Origin of the sequence: Acinetobacter sp. AOR14_HL (assembly GCF_027855175.1) — a bacterium.
Lineage (GTDB): Bacteria > Pseudomonadota > Gammaproteobacteria > Pseudomonadales > Moraxellaceae > Acinetobacter > Acinetobacter calcoaceticus.
Genome location: NZ_JAKTII010000012.1, coordinates 60548 through 81682, shown reverse-complemented (window position 1 = coordinate 81682; position 21135 = coordinate 60548). Strand labels below are relative to the sequence as shown.

The window sequence follows — 21135 nt, the reverse complement described above, 5'->3', positions numbered from 1 at the left end:
ATCAATTACATCGAAAAACATACATTTAAAGATAGATGACCATCAAAAATATGATTTAATTTTATGATTTTCCCAAAGCGGCGTTGCTGAGTAATACCTTCAAAATTTCAGAATCACCACCATCACTGTCTGTCGCTAATAAAAATACTTCGCCATCAGATCTCGACTCAAACCAAGTAATCCCTTCAACCTTGATTGGCAACGTCTGTCCTTTCGCATCTCGAATCAAATGAGCTGCTAAAGCTTTACCCTCAGGCGAAAACACCAAGATAAAACTTCCCAAGACAGCACCGTCATCATAGGTATTGAGTGTTTGTTCGACCGCAGCTGTAGCAACAATCAAATTTTTATCCGCTAAAAAACAAGCATCTGAAATGCCACTTGCTGAACCATCAAGCTCAGCTAAGCTCAGTTTGAGCGAATGTATAAGTGCATTTGCTAAGGATTTTCCTGCTTGAATTTTGATTAAATCAAAGACTAAAACCCCATGATGGAGATTTATGTTACCACGTTGAAAGATATAGAGATAACGATGGTCTGAACATATGGCTTCTATATTGAGATCAGCCCCGCCTGTTAATTCAACCTGATGCTGCAAAAAATCATAATCAACCGCATCCAAGAAAGTTCTGACCTGATCATTGGCAGGGTTATAGAGTAATGCTCGTTTTCGATTTTCTGTAGAACCGGAGCCCATCACCAAAAGCTGTGATTGTCCGTTCCAACTTATGGAGGTTAAAGCTTCAAAATCAGGCTTCTGTTCTTTGCTTAATGCACTTAGCGGTATTTGCTCTGAAGGATCAAATAACGGAATTTTTTCAAAGACCGTTGCATCGGCCATGTTCTGGGTTCGATTGATTCTTAATAAATAAGGGAGATTATCACCAACAAAATAAACATCATCCCCCACACAAGCAACTCCAGACAGCGCGCTAATCCCTGAATCTTGTGCAAAAACAAATCGTTCTAATATTTTGATCGTTGTATTCATCTTTAAGATCCCCTATTGAATGGAACACTCCTCACAAGATAAAGCCTTTGAAGTGTTCCTGATTTGATTTAGGGGATGATCAGCCGTTATCGCTGATCAAGCGGCACCCAGTCAATTACCCAAGCCGATTTCATATTTAAACTTGAATCAGAAGTAATTTTCTTACGGGCTGCATCTGCTGTATCACGGTCTTTCGCTGGTCCAACCATAATACGGATTCCCTTGCTGGTTTGGCTCGTAGTTACCTTGTAGCCTTTAGCTCGTAATTTAGAAACAACTGAATCTGCATTTGCTTGGTTAGCAGCCAATGCAACTTGCACCATCCACTTTTTATCACCATTTTCAAGTAGTTCACGCGCTTTTTCAGCATCAGCTTTTTTATCAGCTTCTGCTTTGCGTTTAGCATCTGATGCTTTCTTATCTGCTTCTGCTTTGTGTTTCGCTTCAGCTGCTTTCTTGTCAGCTTCTGCCTGACGTTTTGCTTCAGCTGCTTTCTTATCAGCTTCTGCTTGGCGTTTCGCTTCAGCTGCTTTCTTATCAGCTTCTGCTTGGCGTTTTGCTTCAGTTACTTTCTTATCAGCTTCTGCTTGGCGTTTTGCTTCAGCTGCTTTCTTGTCAGCTTCTGCTTGTCGCTTGGCATCAGCCGCTTTTTTATCTGCTTCTGCTTTTGCACTATCTACAGATTTTTTATTCACATCAGTTTGTTGACTTTTTACTTTACCATCACTGCCGACAACTTCCGGTGGAATATTGTCTGAACTTTCTTGAGCAGCGGTACGACGCGCATTAATCGCAGCATATTCGGCAGCTGCTTTACGAGCAGCATCTGCTTCAGCTTGTTGTTGCATGGCTAAAAACTCAGCTGCACGTGCTTCCTGTTCTGCAACAGCCTTTTCACGCGAACGGCGTTGTTCTTCTAGCAAACGCTTTTCTGTTGCAACATCAACCGCTAGAGGTTGTAGTTGTACCATTTGTCCTTCGGTTGCTTGCTTTGGCTTAGTTTGAGTTTTTGGTGATGTGGATGGTTGAACTTCAACCTGCTTTATTTCTTCATTTCCTTTTAGAAGTAATGCTGCCAATAAAACACCACCACCCAGTAAAACAACACCACCCATCCAGCGTTGTTTGTTATTCATTGACATTCTTCCAAATACTCCCAAATCGCTTCTAAAGTATGAAACGAACCACAGGCCAAAATCAGCTGATTGTTATTTGTTTGCTCAAGCGCTGATTTAAATGCCTCTTTGATATTGCCATATTGTTGTACTGTCCGACCTTGCAAGGCATCATTGAGTTGCTGAATCGATGCAGCACGCGGCACATTCAACTCAGCAATTTTCCAATGTAAAACAGTAGGTTTCAATAATTCGACTACTGATTTTATATCTTTATCTGCCAGCATTGAAAATACTGCGACAACTTCTGTGTACTGTTTATTGTATTCTAAGAAATTTCGCAATTGCTTTAACAAAAATTCAACACCATGTGGATTGTGTCCGGCATCAAAAATTACCGTTTTCCCTTCCACTTGACGCTGTTCAAAACGCCCGGCTAGGCGTGCAGCTTGAATACCTTTTTCTAAAGCAGACTGAGAAATTTCAAGTCCGCTATTTAAAATGGCTGCAACCGCCCCCGCAATATTTTCGATGGCTAAATGGCCTAAAGGAAGCTTTAAAGTGGTTCCTTCTGAAGCAAAGTACCAGTTTTGCCCATCATCGGCGAGTTTATAAAAATAATCACGATTAACGGTATATAAAATTGCTTGTGTGCTTTCTGCTTTATCTTGAATTGCTTGAGGTAGAAGTTGTTCGCCAGCAAAGACAACCGGAATGTGTGGACGAATAATGCCTGCTTTTTCAAAAGCAATTTTTTCAATGGTATCGCCTAACCAATCGGTATGATCTAGGCCAATATTAGTAATAATCGCAACATTGGGATCAATTACATTAACAACATCTAAGCGCCCGCCCAAACCGACTTCGAGCACCCATACATCGCATTGTTGTTGTTTAAAAATGACAAAAGCAGCCAAAGTGGTTGCTTCAAAAAAAGATAAGCTTAAATCACAATCGCGACGAGCCTGATCGACTTGAACAAAAGCATCAATCAGACTTTGATCATCGACTTCGACTCCACCTAATTTGACTCGTTCATTAAAGCGATAGATATGCGGTGACTGATATAACCCAACTTTGTACCCCTGCTCATTTAATATGGCAGCTAGTGTAGTTGTAGTTGAGCCTTTACCATTCGTTCCGGCTACTGTAAAAACTTTAGCAGTAGGCTGAGTTACGCCCAGCTTTTCTGCCACAGGAATTACACGTTCCAGACCAAGATCTATCCCTGTAACGTGAACATGGCTCCAATAATTGAGCCATGTATCTAAAGAGTCTATTGAAAGTGGAGCTTGTTGATTCAAGGTAAGTTCATCAATTTCGATACAAGTCGAGATACAGTATCACGTAAAGCATGACGATGAACAATCTGATCGATTACGCCATGATCAAGCAAATATTCAGCACGTTGGAATGGCTCTTCCAATGTTTCACGTACAGTTTGTTCAATTACACGTTTACCTGCAAAGCCAATCATCGCTTTCGGTTCAGCAATATGAATATCACCTAACATTGCTAAAGAAGCTGTTACACCGCCATATACCGGATGTGTTAACACCACAATATAAGGTAAACCTGCATCTTTTAATTTTTGGATCGCCGCTGAAGTACGTGCCATTTGCATAAGTGACAACATGCCTTCTTGCATACGTGCGCCACCAGAAGCTGCGAAACAGATTAATGGTTGACGTTTTGCAATAGCAAGTTCAGCAGCTTGAACAAAACGGTCACCCACTACAGTACCCATAGAGCCGCCCATAAAGTCGAACTCAAAAGCACATGCAATCATATCCACGCCATTTAAATTGCCTTGCATTGCAATTAAAGCTTCTGTTTCACCAGTTTTGCTTTGCGCTTCACGCATACGGTCTGGATATGGTTTAGTGTCGACAAACTTTAATGGATCTTTCGCGCTAAACTCTTGACCCAATTCAGTCACGACATTATCGAAGAACCAATTCAAACGATCACGAGCTTTCATTCGTAAGTGTTCATCACACTGCGGACAAACATACGCATTGAAAGATATTGCTGTACGTGTCACTAGAGCATGACATTCAGGGCATTCAATCGTTGGCTCAGTAAATGTTGCTTTGAGAATTTGTTGCTCATTTGCGACTTCAATACCTGGAACCGGACGTTTTGTCCATGGTGTCGAAGGGCTAAGAACTTTCCCTGATTTCACTTCTTGATTCATACTAACTCATCGAGCGCTGCTCGAAGCTCCTTGACTTTATTCACCGTCTGTTCAACAGCGTCATCCGCTGCCAACGTTGCAAAATTTTTAACGAAAGCACTACCTACAATCACAGCATCAGCAACACTACCCATTGCTTTTGCTGAAGCAGCATCACTAATACCAAAACCAACACCAACTGGAATATCAGTGGCATTTTTGATTTTCTGAATACGTGCAGCAGCTTCTGCCGTATCTAGTGTTGCTGCTCCTGTTACACCTTTAAGTGAAACATAGTAGATAAATCCACTTGCCTGATTTGCCACATGTTGAATGCGTTGGTCTGTAGAAGTTGGCGCGAGCAAGAAGATTTGATCCATGTCATGTTGCTTCAACACAGCACCAAACTCTTTTGACTCTTCTGGCGGTAAATCCACCAGCAATAAGCCATCTACACCACACTGTTTCGCATGAGAAATAAACTTCTCGTAACCAATCACTTCAACCGGATTCAAATAACCCATTAAAACAACAGGTGTATCCTGATCCTGTTCACGGAACTCCTTTACCATATTGAGAGCATCTAATGTGTTAGTCCCTGCTGCAAGCGCACGTTCAGCTGCAAGCGCAATTACCGGACCATCAGCCATTGGATCTGAAAATGGTAAACCAAGCTCAATGACATCTACTCCTGCCGCAACCATTTTATGCAGTAACGGAACTGTTACTTGCGGTTGTGGATCACCCGCCATAACATAAGATACAAGCGCTTTACGTTGTTGGGACTTAAGCTTTTCAAAACGGGTGGCAAGACGTGACATAGGGTTGTGCTTTCCTTGAATTATTTAAAATTGAGGAGTTGTTTGTAGAAATACAAGAACATCGCATTTTAACGCTATTTTTTGTCCATTGAACAGGTCTAACGTTATGGCGATATTCGATTGTATGATTCATACAACCCATGGCGTACATTTATCAATATTTTGAAACTTTTCTCAATGATCAAAGCTTCCTATTTTCGAGCCATTATTAGATCGTCATCTGAATAGAAAACCATCCAAAAATGCCTATTTCACTGCATTTTTATTGGTTAGCTGTAATTGTCTTTTTCTTGTCAGCAAGGTTTGTCCTGTCAAATTTTTATGAGCCCGTGCAAGTGCTGACTGGTCCGAATATCCCAACTGTTCAGCAATTAAAGTGAGGCTTGCATTTTGGTTGAGTAATATCTCACAACGTCTCATGCGCTCTGCATCTAAAATTAATTTAAATGAAGTGTTTAATGACTGTAGCTGGCGTTGTAAGCTTCGTACTGAAATATTCAACTCGATGGCAATATCTTCTATTTTTGGCGCTTGCTGTCTTTGCTTAAAATATTCATGCACGATCCAATGTATTTGCTGAGCTAAATCTGTTTGTATTTTACGCTGAGCTAACGCCTCTTCTGCCTGTTTCACCAAAAGTTGCATTAAGGTCGGGTCTGCATGTTGAGGGCGAATACTTAGTCCCTCACTTGCAAAAGTTAATGCATAGTAAGGTTTCCCAAATGATAATTTGCATTGAAAGAAACGCTGATAGTGCACTAACGGACCACGTGCGCTGTGCACAAACTCAACTTGTTGCAAGAGAAAATCATGCAGTGGGGCTATTTGTTTAGCAAGTTGTACCATAGCTGCCAAGGTCAATTCACAAAGTATGATATTACTGTCATCAACCAACGGCCAATACAAACGAATTTTAGAAGCATCTTGCTCGATTTGCATAGGCACGACTTGCTCACCGTCAATCACCAGACGGTGAAACTTCATGATATATTCAAGAACCTCTGCAAAGCTACCACTTCGGGATGCCATATATCCCAATACACCAAAATTGGCAGGTGTAATACAAGTCGCCATTTCCAAAGCTAAATTGGAAACTTGTAGGCGAGATTCGGTCAGCTCTAAAAGCTCAAGAAAAAAAGTTAAAGGTGATTGAGCATCGATAGATGCAGATAAAATGTTTTGAACTTGGCGAACTTGAACATCTGTTAGATTTAATGCCTGCCAGTCCATCCCCTTTTCTTTTAAGTAAGTATTCCAAAGGTAAAAATAACCATTTGAAATCGTAAACTCCTGCATGGCGCATCCTTTTTTTACTGCCACCTTGTCGTAAACTGTATAAAAATTGGCAATAACTGTCAAAACAAAGCCGACCAGTCGCGACATACTAGTGAACAAGTTAGATGCGAGAAATAAAAATATGAACGCACATGTTTCTTATCAGGTCGATCCAGTGGTTCGTAAAGATCTAGATTTTCATTTAAACGAAGCACCTCGCTTTTGGTTTAATAATGATCCTTTTTTGACTCGTATGTTCGATGCACTCAGCTTAACCTTTCCAGATGGAGAGCGTTATTTTATCGAATGTGTTCGTATGTTCCGTGACAAAATTGATGATCCAGAACTACAAAGACGAGTTGTGGACTTTATTAAACAAGAAGCTCAACATGGTATTGCTCATGACAAAATGAATCAGATCATGAAAGAGCAAGGCATGCCCGTTGACCAGTTCACAACCACCCTCAAAAGGATTTTCCGTTTTGAACTGACAAAACGCTCACCTCAATACAACATTGCCATGACAGCCGCGGCAGAACATTTAACAGCCTTAATGGCAGAGACGTTTTATAGCAACAAAAAAACATTGGAAAATGCACATCCGTATGTTCGAGCACTGTTTGCATGGCATGCCATTGAAGAGATGGAGCATCGTGATGTTGCTTTTGATGTCATGAAACAAGTGGGTGAAGTGTCTGAGTCAACACGTCGCTTTGTATTAGTTGCTACAACAGTATTGATGTTTGGTTTTACACTTTATCGCACCAATGTCATGTTGAAATGTGATGGTTTTAGTTCTAGAGAAAGACTGTTGATGACACTTAAAGGTTTGCCTTGGTTTTTCGGTAAAAATGGCACATTAACAGCCATGAAAAGCCAATATCTAGACTGGTTTAAAAAAGATTTTCATCCAATTCAGCATCCGGTAATTCGTCAATATCCTGTTTGGATTGAAACACTCGAAAAGACAAATGACCCTATTGCAGCTGGTGAGGCATTCTGGCAAGCAGGTTTATAACCTGCTTGTTACCATTTTGCGTAATGTTGTTCTAGTAAACCGTATTGCTCATTGCAAGTAATGACATCATTCGTCTCATGTTCAATCGTGCCACTAATTTTAGCTTGCCACTGATTGAACTGACTTCCAATCATTCTTAAATTAATATTTTCGTATCTACACCAACCAATATGGATTTGTAGATTAAGCTTTTGATCTAGAGAACTAATTTGCCAGAGTTCATCATTTACTTTTTCAAATAGAACATCTGTCAGGGGAAATAAAACCCCATTAATCCATAAACAGTTTTCATTACCAAAACTTTCATTAACACCAGAAGCTAAATTTAGGCCAATACGTCGGCCTTGTTCATCCCAAAAATTACATGAAAGCCAAAACCAAGCTGTTTCAGGTCGCAAAAAACCACAAGTATCGTCTAAAGATGCAAAAGTCTTTTCATCAAATTGTACAACTTGGTTTTGTTTATTAATAAACATCCCTTCTACACCCAACGTCGTCTGCTTTTGAGTATAGGTCCAACCATTAATTCCTGTCGGTGTACACAAACTTAATATATCGGTGCCAGCACAAAAAATCCGAGCACTGAGTTTAATCTCACCATATTTAGTGACTCGAATGTACCGCACACCATTCGCATGCTGAATATCAAATTGATAAGGCGATTTAGAAAAATAGCTTTGATTAAACAACGGCTGTTCATCAAGATAGGTTTTATGCCCTAAAGGCTGAATCGCATTCCATTCAATGACCTGCTGGGTTTCATGATCATAAATATAAAAAAAACCATGACCGACCCAGCCAATATCAGCAATGGCAAGACCAATACTATAATGTTTATGTTGAATGCCACAAAATTTAAATTTCTTGTATTTTAATTGCTTACGCCAGCCTTTTAAGACCTTACCATAAGGGGTTTTATAAATATAATGTTGTACATGAATGGTTGACGGTACAGATTCAAAACGCCCATAACGAGGCTGTCCATTTTCTTGAATTAAATCCATTTACCCACTTCCATATGAATATTAGATTTCAAATGACCTATACCACGGTCAAATACGTATTTTCCCAAACTGTTGCAGCAAAATCGCCTTTTATTAAATGAATATAGCGCCCTGCCACACAATCTATCGCTAAGCAGTCATCAATATCAATGACTCGATCCGTATGCGCTTTTTGCCACTGTTGATCTATAAATTGTTTACCCAATTGTTTTGCAACAACAGCATTTGGTGCAACTACAAACTCATAACGGTGAAGCTCACCGAACTCATGAGCATTATATCCGCCCAGATTAATTAAATATAACTTTAAGTCATCTGGTTTTGGTGCTGCGTCAGTAAAATGAATTTGATAATTTTGCTCTTGAGATTTTAGTCCCGAAAGCTTAGCCCAAGCATCAATATGTAATCCTTGAGCCTCACCAAACCAAGCCTGTTTAAGTTGAGGATAAACTTCTTCCAAAGTATCTCCTACAGCCATGACAACATCATGAACTTCTGTATTTGCGCGTGCATGACGCCCACCCAACATTACCATAAACAGACTTGGCATTATATCCTCTTACATCTCAACCATTTCTACGCCATCAATGCGTGCAACAGTCATTAAATCTTTATCACCACGACCTGAAACGGTCGCAATAATAATCTGATCTTTAGACATCGTTGGTGCAAGCTTAGAGACATACGCCATTGCATGTGAGCTTTCAAGAGCAGGAATAATCCCTTCAATTTTGGTTAAATCACGGAAGCCTTGTAGAGCCTCTGTATCATTAATCGGCACATACTCAACGCGCTTCATATCTTTCAAGAAGCTATGTTCAGGACCAACACCCGGATAATCTAACCCAGCAGAGATACTATGTGTTTCGATAATCTGACCTTGCTCATCACTCATCAAGTAAGTACGGTTACCATGTAACACACCAACGTGACCCGCATTTAACGGCGCAGAGTGTTTACCAGTTTCAATACCAAAACCAGCAGCTTCAACACCGTACATTTTCACATTGGCATCGTTTAAGAATGGATAGAACAAGCCCATTGCATTTGAACCACCACCGACACAAGCAACCAATGCATCTGGTAAGCGACCCGCTTGTTCCAAAATCTGTTTACGCGCTTCACGCCCAATAATTGACTGGAAATCACGTACAAGTTGTGGGTACGGATGTGGACCTGCCACCGTACCAATCACATAGTAAGTACTATCAACATTGGTCACCCAGTCACGCATCGCTTCGTTCATGGCATCTTTAAGTGTTTTAGAGCCACTTTGCACAGGCACAACAGTCGCACCCAATAAACGCATACGATAAACGTTCATCGCTTGACGCTTAACGTCTTCAGCACCCATATAAACAACACATTCAAGACCCAAACGCGCTGCAATTGTTGCAGTTGCCACACCATGTTGCCCAGCACCCGTCTCGGCAATAATACGTTTTTTACCAGAAAGCTTTGCCAATAACGCCTGACCAATCGTGTTGTTTACCTTATGTGAGCCTGTATGGTTCAAGTCTTCACGTTTCAGGTAAATTTGTGCACCACCTAACTCTTTTGACCATCGCTCAGCATAATAAAGTGGACTAGGACGACCTACATAGTAGGCGAGATCGCGGTCGAATTCTGCCAGAAACTGTTCATCATTTTTCATGCGGGAATAGAGATTTTCTAAATCTTCTAATGCCGCCATTAAAGTTTCTGACACAAAACGTCCGCCATGGATACCGAAATGCCCTGCAGCATCTGGGTACTGTGTATAGTCAATCACATTGTTTTGCTGATCCACGTTGGACTCCTTGCATAAATCGTTCAATGAGTTGTTGGTCTTTTATACCTTTTGCGGACTCTACGCCTCCGCTCACATCTACTGCAAAAGCACCGGTAGTATGAATAGCGTCAATGACATTGTCAGGGGTTAAACCACCTGCCAAGATTAATGGAATATCAAGTTTTGGGAATTTAGACCAGTCAAACTGATGTCCTGTGCCCCCTTTAAGCTCAGGATGCCACGCATCGAGCAAGACAGCACTGGCTCCAGCCGCCTGATATTTTTGAATTTCAGCAATAACATCAAGGTCAGGCTTAACCTGAATCGCTTTATACCAGCGACGTTTACAATGGCGAGCTATCTCCTGACATTGTTCTGGAGTTTCGTCGCCATGTAGTTGTAATACATCTAGGGGAACACAATCAAGTACTGACTGAATCTCAGTAGCACTTGCATTCACAAACAAACCAACAAGTTGTACATAAGGAGGAATAAGTTTAACTAGTTCTTGTGCCTGCTCGAGTGTGACATGTCTTGGACTTGGCGGAAAAAATACAAAACCAATTGCGTCTGCTCCAGCCGTAACTACTGACTGAACATCTTGAGGGCGAGTAATTCCACAGATTTTCGCTCGTGTACGTTTTTGGTTTGAAGGGCTCATGATCTGCCTAAACTACAACCATTTCTTAAAATAAGCGCCATTGTAATGCAATTTTTGTCCCTTGCGTAAAAGTTCTCTGGGAATTGGTCCAAATGACATTGTATGAAATAAATCGCCACTTTATACTGCGTAAAATTGGAAGCAAGTGTAAGCAATTAATGCTTTAGGGAAGCTGGTGAAAGTCCGGCACTGCCCCCGCAACGGTAACAATGTAAAGCATATTTTTTAAGTCGTTCTCGACTTACACCACTGCAATGATGTGGGAAGGTGAATATGTCCATAACTTAAATATGGCGCTGAAGTCCGGAGACCTACTTGTTTCATCTATCTACCCGATCATTCACGTGGGGTGAATGTATGGAGCATGTTATGTCTAAGACTTTTCAACCTACTCGTCTGGTAGGGGCTATCGCTATTGCGATGGGGTTTTCACCTGTTATTTTTGCTGAAGATACAACGAACGCAACTCAACTTGATCCAATTGTAGTGACTGCTTCAAAAAGTGCTGAAAAAGCGAGTGAAGTTCCAGCGCGTATTTCTATTGTTGAACCTAAAGTTGTAGAACAGTCGCCAATTGCTGAATTACCACACTTATTAATGAATGATGCAGCTATTAATATGGTTCAAAGTGGTGGTTTAGGGCAAACATCTTCAATTTTTATTCGTGGTACTAATTCTGAACATGCTTTGATTTTACGTGATGGCGCTCGTCTGAACACTGCCTCAACTGGTGCAGCAAATCTTGCATTTATTGATACCACTGATATTAAACAAATTGAAGTATTGAAAGGACCAGCATCTGTTCTTTATGGTACTGATGCGATTGGTGGTGTTGTACAAATTATTTCAAAGACTCCAGAAAAAACTTCTGCATTTGTAACTGGAGAAATTGGCGAAAATAAAACTTACAAATCCATTGTAGGTGCCGACCTTGCTGAAAACGGTTTTTATGCGCAAGTTCGCGGTCAACGTTTAGAGTCTGACGGTTCACGCATCACTGATCTAAAAGGTAATGACATTAAAAAAGCCTCTTATGATCAAAAAGGCTTTAGTACTAAAGTTGGGGTAGAAAAAGAAGATTTCGGAGCATCTGTTGACTACACACAAAATGAAGGAACAAGCCAATACGATACTTTTCGTTATGATGGTTCATTAACTTCTCAAGATTTCAAAAATGAATTACTTAATATTCGTGGTCGTGTAAATCTCAATTCTGATATTTCTCTAAATGCAAGATTATCTCAATTTAAAGATGAACTTGATCAAAATGGTTCAAGTGATTTTGTACATAGTACAACAAAAGAGGCTGAGCTTTATGGCAAATGGCAATTCACCTCATCTCAAAATGTATTGGCAGGCGTAACTCATCAGAATATTGATGGGGACGTACTCTCTTATGGCTCACCTTACGATGAAGACGTTAATAGCACAGGCTATTTTGTACAGCACCAATATCAAAATAATGGTTTAAACACTCAAATTGGTGTTCGTGTAGAAGATAACCAAAAATATGGTACACATACAGTTGCACAAGGTGCTATCCGTTATCAAGTTTTACCACTGACGAGTATTTATGCCAACATTGGTTCAGCTTTCAAAGCACCAACCCTTAATGACATGTATGGCTCTGGGGGTAATCCAAACCTGAAGCCAGAAGAAAGTATTTCTTATGAAGTCGGTATAGATCAGAAGTTAAACTACAACATTTCAACTGGACTTTCAGCGTATTACACCAAAATCGACAACTTAATTGAATCACGCTGTATAGCTGTGTGTAATGGCGATTGGATAAATACATTCCCTATTTATCAAAACATCAACATTGATAAGGCATCTATGCGCGGTGGCGAAGTTTATGCAAACTGGAACAGAGATGACTTATTTATTAAATCATCTTATAACTACGTTAAAGCTATCAATGATGAAACTGATCAAGATTTATCACGACGTCCTCGTCAAAGCTTTACTTTAAGTACGGGTTTACAAAACGAACATTATGGACTGAGTGTTTCACTTTCTGCGAAATCTAAAGCAAAAGACTATAATCAAGATACTCCGGGATATACCACTGTTGACTTCAATGGTTACTGGAATGCTACACCAAACGTTAAACTCTTTACCAATATCCAGAATATGGGTGATGTGAAATATAAAACTGCTTCCTATGACAAAGGTATCTATTACGTAAATGGCGGCCGCCTTGCATCAGCTGGTGTGACCTTAAGCTACTAAGCAAAACTTTATTATAAAAATATTTTCTTAACTCCAGTTTCGGGGTAATGTTCTGACCGACATTATCCCCTTTTTTATGTTCAGGATATCCATCATGGGACACCGTTTAAGCAAAATCTATACACGCACAGGCGACTCAGGTACAACAGGTTTAGGCGATGGTTCTCGTGTTGCCAAAGATGATTTACGGATTGCAGCACTTGGTGATGTCGATGAACTCAATGCCATTATTGGCGTTCTTCGAGCTCAAATCACTGCAAGTCAAGTAATAGACAAAGCAAATTGGGATAAGAGTTTGAGCTTAGTTCAACACTGGCTTTTTGACTTAGGCGGCGAGGTTTGTATTCCAAACTACAATTTACTTCAGCCTGTTTGCATTGAATTTCTTGAAAAAGAAATTGACCGTATGAATGAAGACTTACCCATGCTGAAAGAGTTTATTCTACCATCTGGCTCTTTAACTTGCAGTTATGCCCATCAGGCACGTGCTGTTTGCCGTCGTGCAGAAAGATCGCTAATGTCAGTACAAACACGCGACCAAAATATTCAAACCACAGCGCTCCAGCTTTTAAACCGTCTGTCTGACTGGTTGTTTGTCGCATCCCGCGCTTTACAACGTGCTGAAGGTGGACAAGAAGTGCTTTGGCAAAAAAATATTAATGAGATTATTTAAAAATAGATTAGATTAAGAATGGTCTCTACTCTTTTGAAGAGACCATCATTAAAAATAGTTGATAGAAGAAAATTATGCGCATTATTGGTCATCGTGGTGCACGCAAAGAAGGTCCTGAAAACACGCTAGGTGGTTTTCAGCACTTAAAAAATCTAGGTATTCGTGGTGTCGAATTTGATATTCGTCAGCTTCAAGATCAAGAATTAGTTGTGATCCATGATGACAACTTTTTACGTACTGCGGGAATAGATCAAATTGTTGAGCAATCTAATTTGTCTCAAGCATTGTCATTTGATCATCGTCAAAACTGGCCCAATTGGCCAAACTCTGAACCAACACCTACACTTACAGGCGTTTTAAACTTACTTGATAACTTCGATCATATTGAAGTTGAAGTGAAAGCTGTAAGAAACATGGCTTTAGCAGAAAGACTCGTTCAAAAGCTTGAGACTGAATTGCAGGGTTTTGAGAAAGTTGTGACCATCACAAGTTTTGACCTTCAAATTCTAACCGCCTTACGCGACATCAATTCTCAATTTAAACGTGGGTTGTTAGTTGAACTTCCAGTGGGTGCAATCGCAATTGAACTCGCTCATCAATATGGTTGTTGTCATATTGGCTGGCATGATCAACTCGCAACAGATGAAATGATTCAGCTTTCACAACAAGCAAACCTAAATATTAGTGTTTGGACAGTGAATGATGTAGAAAGAGCAAAAAAGCTACGGGATTTAGATGTACAAGGGCTAATTACAGATATTCCAACTGCGATGTTACAAGCGCTTTAGATATAAAAAAGGTGGTAAAACCACCTTTTATTATTTCTTTTGCGCCTGAATCAATCGCTGACCGCTTTGGTCAAGCAAATAGAGTGTATTACCTACCAACTGAAATTTTTGAATACGCTGTAAAGAATCAATCAACTCTGCCTCTTGAGCCAACGCACCATCACAACTTGAATGTCCTGCATTAACCTGCATATCAAGTTTCTGTTGACTGAAATCAAAAGTATATCGACCAAAAACGCCATTGCAGCCTGTATGACCTGATACTGTTTTGACAGCAGAATTTAAAGAAAGAACTGGCCATTGGTTAAAAAACTTAGCCTTGTGACCATTAATTTGGGTAATCTGCCAATCAATATCTTGAATACCATCAGGACTCACTCTCTTTTTTACTACAGGAGGTTGTACGCGATGGACTGGTTTTACTTGAGCTTTCTGGCCTTTCTGAATATTTTGTTGTGGGGTACTTTGACATGCAGCTAATACAAGACTGATCGTGATCAAGATAGACTGCAATGATAATTTTCTTGCAATATCAATGTTGTTCTTTTTTTTCAATCGTTGTACGTTCATTAAACAACTTCTCCTACTTGAAAAACTCTGTTACATAGTTTAAATCTGTTACCGTTCTTTCAATACATCTGTACAATAATGTTAGTGATTCTCACTAAGCACGTGCTAATATGAAGGATAGAATAGCAATATATCTTGATGATTGGTTTTGCTATGTCGTTTTGTCTTTGTACCTTGTCTGACAAGGTTTCTAGGAGCGCTGCCGGATATGACTTCCGCCCCACTCAAAGCCCCAATTAACTGGACCGCTAGCATTACCTTAATTGGTTTACCAATTCTTGCTGCAATCATAATCCCGATTTATGCGTATTATTATGATTTTAGTGTAAGTGCATGGGTAAGCTTATTTTTTCTTTTAGCTCTAAGTAGTATGGGGATTACTGCTGGTTACCACCGCCTGTGGGCTCACCGAGCTTATGAAGCGTCGTTACCACTTAAAATTCTTTTAATGATTGGTGGTACATTTGCCGTGCAAAATAGTATTTTGTTCTGGGCATCTGGTCACCGTACACACCATCGACATGTTGATCATGTTGATGAAGATCCATATTCAATTAATCGTGGTTTTTGGTATGCCCATATGGGTTGGATGATCCGCGATCATTCACCATCTGAGCCAGATTTTAAAAATGCACCAGACTTATTGAACGATAAACTGGTCATGTTCCAACATAAATACTATGGTTTACTCGTAGTTGCAGTTCATGTTGGAATTTTAGGCTTAATTGGTTGGGCAACTGGCGATTTGTGGGGTGTAGTCCTCATTGGTGGTCTATTGCGTTTAATCATTAGCCATCAAGTGACTTTCTTTATTAACTCGCTTTGCCACATGTGGGGTAAACGTCCTTATACAGACGAAAACACTGCACGTGATAATTTCTGGTTAGCCATTGCTACCTGGGGCGAGGGTTACCATAACTACCATCACATCTTCCAATACGATTATCGTAATGGTGTGAAATGGTGGCAATATGATCCAACAAAATGGTTGATCTGGTCATGTTCTAAACTTGGTTTAGCTAAAAATTTACGTCGTATTCCAAGCTTTAATATTAAAAAAGCAGAATTAGCGATGAAATTTAAATACGCTGAACAAGACCTTGCTATTTATGGTCACAATGTAAATGCTGATATGACTCAGATGAAACAACGTATTGCTCAGGAATACGAAGCTTTTACCCATACATTAAATGACTGGGCAAAGCTAAAAGAGCAAGAACTACAAGCGAAAAAAGCAGCAATGGCTGAAAAGATTCATAGAATGGATCACAAGCTTAAAGTTGATTTTCAATTGCTTGAACACCGTTTAAGTCATCATCGTGAGTGTTTAGAAACTTTAATGCGTAACATTAAAAAGAACACTAATGTAGTATCAGACTAAAATAAATTCTGCTCTAAAATAGCTCTTTCGGGAGCTATTTTTATGCCCGCTTTTTAACTATGGTATAGTGAAATCTGCTTTCTCTATTTTGCCAAGCCCATGCAATTTAATCCGCTTTACCCTTCACTTCCGTCTAAATTATTCCATGTTCAGCAACCATCACCTTTACGTGGTGCAAAAGCAGGTCATTTCAATACTGCTTTGGCTGATGAGCTGCAATGGTCAGAAGACGAAAAAAATGCATGGGTTGAAATCTGTAGCGGACAGCGTACTTTCTCTGAATTTCCTTCTCTTGCTATGGTCTATGCTGGTCACCAATTCGGACAATGGGCGGGACAACTCGGAGATGGTCGTGGCTTATTGATTGCGCAAATACTTAATACAAAGGGTCAAACCATAGATCTACATTTAAAAGGTGCAGGCCCGACACCCTACTCAAGAATGGGAGACGGACGCGCAGTGTTGCGTTCTGTGGTTCGTGAATATTTAGCTGGGCATGCTTTAAATGCTTTAGGAGTCGCTTCTAGTCACGCGGTAGGTTTTACAACCTCCACTCAAGGGGTACAGCGCGAAAAACTAGAGTTAGGTGCGATGTTACTAAGAACATCTGAATGCCATATCCGTTTAGGGCATTTTGAATGGATTAATCAATACGCTCCAGAGTTGCTGCCAGAATTCACTCAAAAATGTATTGAGTGGCATTATCCTGAGTGTCTAGAAACCGAGAACCCTATTTTATCTTTTGCCAAAAAGGTGGTTGAGCGTACTGCAATCATGATTGCTAAATGGCAGTTGGTTGGATTTGCTCATGGTGTGATGAATACAGACAATCTTAACATTACTGGTTCTACACTCGATTTTGGTCCATATGGCTTTATGGAGCGCTTCCGTCCGAACTGGATTAATAACCACTCGGATTATCAAGGCCGTTATACATACCAAAATCAACCAAGTATAGGTCATTGGAATTTATGGACGTGGTTAAACAACTTAATCCCTCTCGCTGAGCCTGAACAAAAGGATCAGTTCAAAGAAGAGTTAGCGCGTTGCTTAGAACAATTTGAACCAACCTTCATGGAACATTACACAACTGGTTTATGTCAAAAAATGGGATTACCTCATTTTCATAAAGATAGTCTTGATTGTAGTTTTACTTTTTTAAAAATCTTACAAACTGAACAACTCGACTACACTCAGAGCTTTATCCGACTTCAAAATAAAGAATATAAAACTCTACGAGATGATTGCCTTGATATTCGACAGTTTGATGAGTTTCTTAGCCAATATCAAAGTATTCGTGAACATCAAGATACTGATAAACTTGATGCAAAGATGCAGGAAGCAAATCCGATTTATATTTTACGGAATCATATGGCGCAACGTGCTATTGAAGCAGCTGAGCGAGATGATTTTAGCGAAGTAGATCGTTTATTTAAGCTGCTTAATCAGCCATATACAAGACAACCAGAACTTGAACAGCCACAAGATTTAGGTCCTTTACCAAGTGACGTACCAGATGTAGCGGTAAGCTGTTCTTCTTAATATTTTAAAAGACTAAAACTCTCTTAAGCCGCTTTAGTGGTAGCTTAGAGAGTTTCTTAAACATTAAAGAATAATATATGAAAATTAGACCTATCATTTTTTGTACACTTCTCATGATTCCATTAGGAATCGCTTTTTATAATTATGAAAAATATTTACCGACTTTTACATCATCCCATAAAGCTCTTTCAACCGAAGAGATCTTAGAACTAATTAAGACCAAGCCCATCACCTCAATTGAAGTGTTTAAAAGTCAACGCGTACTTCTACTCAAAAATAATGAAGAAGTAATCCGTCGTTATCCTATTCGTTTAGGCTTTAACCCTGAAGGGCATAAACACTTTGAAAATGATGGAAAAACACCTGAAGGGGTTTATTCTATAGATTGGCGCAACTCACAAAGTGCCTACTATAAATCTTTGCATATTTCCTATCCCGATGCGAAAGATATTGCTTATGCCAAGCAACATAATCAACCAACAGGTGGAGATATCATGATTCATGGATCAGTCCCAAAATCCTTACTATCGATGCCTTTTAGCTCGACTTATATGCCACATAAGGATTGGACTTTAGGATGTATCGCAGTTAGAAATTCAGATATAGACGAGATTTGGCAATTCGTGCCAAATCATACAAAGATTATAATTTATCCATAAAATCTTTAAAATTATCCACATTTTCTGTGGATAACATTGTGGTTATCCACAGAATAACTTCTGTGAGTGTTTTACTCTTCAGGATATTCGAAGCGGTAACCTACACCGTAAACTGCTTGAATCCACTCATGGCGGTTACCAGTTTCAGCCGCTTCACTAATTTTTCGCCGCAAGTTTTTGATATGACTGTCAATCACACGATCGGCAACGTCAAAACTATCTGGATTAATATGATCCAATAATTGTGCTCGTGAATAGACTTGTCCAACATGCTCTAAAAATAGCTCAAGTAAACGAAATTCGGTTGGCGTTAAGCTTAACGATTTTTGTTGATACCAAATTCTTTGCTGTGCTTTATCAATTCGGAAAGAATCATTCTGTTCCGGCTCTGCCTTACGTTCTAAACGGCGTAAAACTGCCTGTACGCGAGCAACCAACTCTTTTGGGCTAAACGGTTTACATACATAATCATCAGCGCCCATATTCAGACCCAAGACGCGGTCGATTTCTTCGGTACGAGCAGTCACCATAATAATCGGCAAATCTGACTGTTCACGAACCTTACGGCAAATGGTCAAACCATCCATTCGTGGAACCATTAAGTCCAGAACCATTAAATTAGGTTTACGTTGCTGGAAACTTGCATAGGCATCTTGACCATCATGAAACATACTTACTTCAAAACCGGCAGCTTCAAGATAATCACGCACCAAATGCGCCAATTCGACTTCATCTTCAACCAACATCACATGTTTCATGAGATATTTTTCCTTTTATATTTAACTCTGCTTTTTAAAAGTGAGTACACAACGTAAACCACCTAAAGGTGAATGTTCAAAACTGAGTGTACCACCGAGCGCCTGCGCAATTTTACAAGACAAAGCCAAGCCTAGCCCTGTTCCACCTGTACTACGCGTACGCGAATCATCTACGCGATAGAAACGTTCACCTAAACGAGATAACTGCTCATCGTTTAAACCAAATGGGCTGTCATCAACATACAAAGTCCACTCCTGCGGAGTTTGAGCTGTATGAATATGAATTTTGCCACCTGTTTCTGTGTAACGAATACTATTACTAATTAAATTAACAATAATCTGTTTAAACCGATCACGATCTAATAATAGCGGAGAGCTTGTTCCTTCAACTTGAATTTCGAGACCAGCCTGCTCAAGTTTCGGTTTAAAGTTTTCAACTTCTTGTAATACAACTTCCCATGGATTTACAGAACTCAAATAACACTTGAGTTGTTGTGCATCTGCCTGCGCCAAGTCTGCAAGGTCTTGTGTTAATTTTTTCAGGCTTGAAACCTGACGCATCATCGCATTAAGATGTTCAGGGGTTGCCTTTCGAATACCGTCTTGCATCGCTTCAATTTGTGCTTGCAATACAGCCAATGGCGTTTTTAATTCATGGGAAGTATCCGCTACCCATTGACGACGTGATTCTTCATGCCGATGTAAAATCTCTGCCAAATGGTTTAATTGGGTGGATAAATCACCTAATTCGTCATTTCGTTTAATAACAACTTGATGCTGATAATTTCCTTTAGTTAATTCATTTGTCGCATTTAATAAACGCTGAATCGGTTTCTTAAAATAAGTTGCCATCAATAGCGCTGCAACTAAACTTGAGAGCAAGGTTAAAGCATAAATTAAGAGTAAATAACGCTTTTGATTACTAAAGAAATTAATACTTAAAGCATCTTCTTTATCCAAAACGGGTTTTAAGCCCAAATATCCCACGACTTGATTGTTTAAGATAATCGGGCGAAATGACATCTGATCTGAAGAAGGCGGTTCACCAACTACAAACTGGTGATTTGCATCATATAAAGATAAACGAGAACTTAAACCCAAGCGGTCAGGTAAAGCAATAAAACGCTTCTTACCATTTTGAGTTTCAATATCTTTTAAGCTCCCCTTCTTTGACTTATTTTTATCATCACTTGGGCGAAACTGGTTTGCACTTAAAGGGAAACGTAGCCCTTCAAACGGTTGATATTGAGAAGGTAAATTTTGCTCAAGCGTTTTTAACTCTTCATCGCTAAAAATAGTATTTTTATTTGTTGGCGTAACTTCGGGTGAAATATTGATGAGGGCATGTTCATCGAAAGAGTGCTGTTGTATGGCAATATCATATTGACGACGAAGCCACCACTGCGAGAGGCGATCATAATCATCGGGAGCCGCAGTCCCTTCGATTTGTAAAATTTGTGCCTGAATCGCATTTCCCCAATCATGGTACACTGTATAGACATTGCCAAGATTGGTAATAAGGCGGTCGAGCTTTTGCATTTCAACGTCGGCCACATATTTGGCAAAGTTCTTTTGCATTGTCCAGTGCAAAACACTCAAGCTTGCAGTCGCAATAAGCAATGTGGTGAGCAAGACTGTCAAAAACAACCGTAATGCAATGGGAACACGTAGAACGTTCAAAAGCACTCTCTCATTTTTAC

20 protein-coding genes and 1 riboswitch are annotated in these 21135 nt (G+C 39.8%); of the genes, 7 read left to right on the top strand and 13 right to left on the bottom strand.

Annotated elements, in window-relative coordinates:
* Nucleotides 1-61 precede the first annotated feature (61 nt).
* The 6 genes from MKL38_RS13015 to MKL38_RS12990 all read right to left on the bottom strand — a co-directional run bounded on the left by MKL38_RS13015 (nucleotide 62) and on the right by MKL38_RS12990 (nucleotide 6399).
* On the bottom strand, nucleotides 62-991 hold the full coding sequence (locus MKL38_RS13015; RefSeq protein ID WP_270903454.1) for a DUF6929 family protein: 930 nt from the start codon (nucleotides 989-991) through the stop codon (nucleotides 62-64).
* 86 nt (nucleotides 992-1077) lie between these two features.
* Complete coding sequence (locus tag MKL38_RS13010; RefSeq protein WP_270903453.1) at nucleotides 1078-2133, bottom strand: SPOR domain-containing protein; 1056 nt, start codon at nucleotides 2131-2133, stop codon at nucleotides 1078-1080.
* The gene (gene folC, locus MKL38_RS13005; protein ID WP_270903452.1) at nucleotides 2124-3410 is read right to left on the bottom strand and encodes a bifunctional tetrahydrofolate synthase/dihydrofolate synthase; all 1287 of its coding nucleotides are present in this window, start codon (nucleotides 3408-3410) and stop codon (nucleotides 2124-2126) included. The genes MKL38_RS13010 and folC overlap by 10 nt, the downstream gene beginning before the upstream one ends.
* Complete coding sequence (gene accD / locus MKL38_RS13000) at nucleotides 3407-4303, bottom strand: acetyl-CoA carboxylase, carboxyltransferase subunit beta (RefSeq protein ID WP_017392445.1); 897 nt, start codon at nucleotides 4301-4303, stop codon at nucleotides 3407-3409. The genes folC and accD overlap by 4 nt, the downstream gene beginning before the upstream one ends.
* Complete coding sequence (gene trpA / locus MKL38_RS12995; RefSeq protein ID WP_017392444.1) at nucleotides 4300-5103, bottom strand: tryptophan synthase subunit alpha; 804 nt, start codon at nucleotides 5101-5103, stop codon at nucleotides 4300-4302. Before trpA ends, accD begins: the two co-directional genes overlap by 4 nt.
* A gap of 246 nt (nucleotides 5104-5349) precedes the next feature.
* Nucleotides 5350-6399, bottom strand: coding sequence for an AraC family transcriptional regulator (locus MKL38_RS12990; RefSeq protein ID WP_004638919.1), 1050 nt, complete (start codon nucleotides 6397-6399; stop codon nucleotides 5350-5352).
* Between the two features lie 121 nt (nucleotides 6400-6520).
* Here MKL38_RS12990 and MKL38_RS12985 point away from each other — a divergent pair, with 121 nt between their 5' ends.
* Nucleotides 6521-7396, top strand: a complete 876-nt coding sequence (locus tag MKL38_RS12985) for a metal-dependent hydrolase (protein WP_270903451.1) — start codon at nucleotides 6521-6523, stop codon at nucleotides 7394-7396.
* An 8-nt stretch (nucleotides 7397-7404) separates the two neighbouring features.
* Here the strand turns inward: MKL38_RS12985 and MKL38_RS12980 are convergent, their stop codons facing one another.
* The 4 genes from MKL38_RS12980 to MKL38_RS12965 are packed head-to-tail and all read right to left on the bottom strand — an operon-like array spanning nucleotide 7405 to nucleotide 10832.
* Complete coding sequence (locus MKL38_RS12980) at nucleotides 7405-8400, bottom strand: DUF2804 domain-containing protein (RefSeq protein ID WP_005050104.1); 996 nt, start codon at nucleotides 8398-8400, stop codon at nucleotides 7405-7407.
* A gap of 37 nt (nucleotides 8401-8437) precedes the next feature.
* Nucleotides 8438-8950 (bottom strand): DUF1543 domain-containing protein, encoded by a 513-nt coding sequence (locus MKL38_RS12975; RefSeq protein ID WP_270903450.1) that lies wholly within the window; start codon nucleotides 8948-8950, stop codon nucleotides 8438-8440.
* A gap of 9 nt (nucleotides 8951-8959) precedes the next feature.
* Nucleotides 8960-10189: a tryptophan synthase subunit beta gene (trpB, locus tag MKL38_RS12970; protein ID WP_003655197.1), complete on the bottom strand. Its 1230-nt coding sequence runs from the start codon at nucleotides 10187-10189 to the stop codon at nucleotides 8960-8962.
* Nucleotides 10164-10832, bottom strand: a complete 669-nt coding sequence (locus MKL38_RS12965; protein WP_205468545.1) for a phosphoribosylanthranilate isomerase — start codon at nucleotides 10830-10832, stop codon at nucleotides 10164-10166. Before MKL38_RS12965 ends, trpB begins: the two co-directional genes overlap by 26 nt.
* A gap of 126 nt (nucleotides 10833-10958) precedes the next feature.
* Nucleotides 10959-11165, top strand: a riboswitch (cobalamin riboswitch).
* 36 nt (nucleotides 11166-11201) lie between these two features.
* Here MKL38_RS12965 and MKL38_RS12960 point away from each other — a divergent pair.
* The 3 genes from MKL38_RS12960 (at nucleotide 11202) to MKL38_RS12950 (ending at nucleotide 14525) form a co-directional block, all read left to right on the top strand.
* Nucleotides 11202-13064 carry a TonB-dependent receptor plug domain-containing protein gene (locus MKL38_RS12960; protein WP_209831997.1) on the top strand — a complete coding sequence of 621 codons (1863 nt, stop codon included), beginning with the start codon at nucleotides 11202-11204 and terminating at the stop codon, nucleotides 13062-13064.
* A 94-nt stretch (nucleotides 13065-13158) separates the two neighbouring features.
* The gene (locus MKL38_RS12955; RefSeq protein ID WP_209831998.1) at nucleotides 13159-13737 is read left to right on the top strand and encodes a cob(I)yrinic acid a,c-diamide adenosyltransferase; all 579 of its coding nucleotides are present in this window, start codon (nucleotides 13159-13161) and stop codon (nucleotides 13735-13737) included.
* Between the two features lie 74 nt (nucleotides 13738-13811).
* Complete coding sequence (locus MKL38_RS12950) at nucleotides 13812-14525, top strand: glycerophosphodiester phosphodiesterase (protein WP_270903449.1); 714 nt, start codon at nucleotides 13812-13814, stop codon at nucleotides 14523-14525.
* A 30-nt stretch (nucleotides 14526-14555) separates the two neighbouring features.
* On the opposite strand, the gene MKL38_RS12945 is transcribed toward MKL38_RS12950, so the two are convergent.
* On the bottom strand, nucleotides 14556-15095 hold the full coding sequence (locus MKL38_RS12945) for an META domain-containing protein (protein ID WP_127493904.1): 540 nt from the start codon (nucleotides 15093-15095) through the stop codon (nucleotides 14556-14558).
* Nucleotides 15096-15303: 208 nt separating this feature from the next.
* Between MKL38_RS12945 and MKL38_RS12940 the strand changes: the two genes are divergently transcribed.
* From MKL38_RS12940 to MKL38_RS12930, 3 genes are all read left to right on the top strand, one after another.
* Complete coding sequence (locus tag MKL38_RS12940; protein WP_017392438.1) at nucleotides 15304-16476, top strand: acyl-CoA desaturase; 1173 nt, start codon at nucleotides 15304-15306, stop codon at nucleotides 16474-16476.
* A gap of 99 nt (nucleotides 16477-16575) precedes the next feature.
* Nucleotides 16576-18018: a protein adenylyltransferase SelO gene (locus MKL38_RS12935; RefSeq protein ID WP_270903448.1), complete on the top strand. Its 1443-nt coding sequence runs from the start codon at nucleotides 16576-16578 to the stop codon at nucleotides 18016-18018.
* A 77-nt stretch (nucleotides 18019-18095) separates the two neighbouring features.
* Entirely contained in the window at nucleotides 18096-18677 is a 582-nt protein-coding gene (locus tag MKL38_RS12930; RefSeq protein WP_270903447.1) for a L,D-transpeptidase family protein, read from the top strand.
* Nucleotides 18678-18748: 71 nt separating this feature from the next.
* Here the strand turns inward: MKL38_RS12930 and MKL38_RS12925 are convergent, their stop codons facing one another.
* The gene (locus MKL38_RS12925; protein ID WP_003655179.1) at nucleotides 18749-19435 is read right to left on the bottom strand and encodes a response regulator; all 687 of its coding nucleotides are present in this window, start codon (nucleotides 19433-19435) and stop codon (nucleotides 18749-18751) included.
* A gap of 21 nt (nucleotides 19436-19456) precedes the next feature.
* Complete coding sequence (baeS, locus tag MKL38_RS12920) at nucleotides 19457-21115, bottom strand: sensor histidine kinase efflux regulator BaeS (RefSeq protein WP_132071551.1); 1659 nt, start codon at nucleotides 21113-21115, stop codon at nucleotides 19457-19459.
* Nucleotides 21116-21135: the final 20 nt, after the last annotated feature.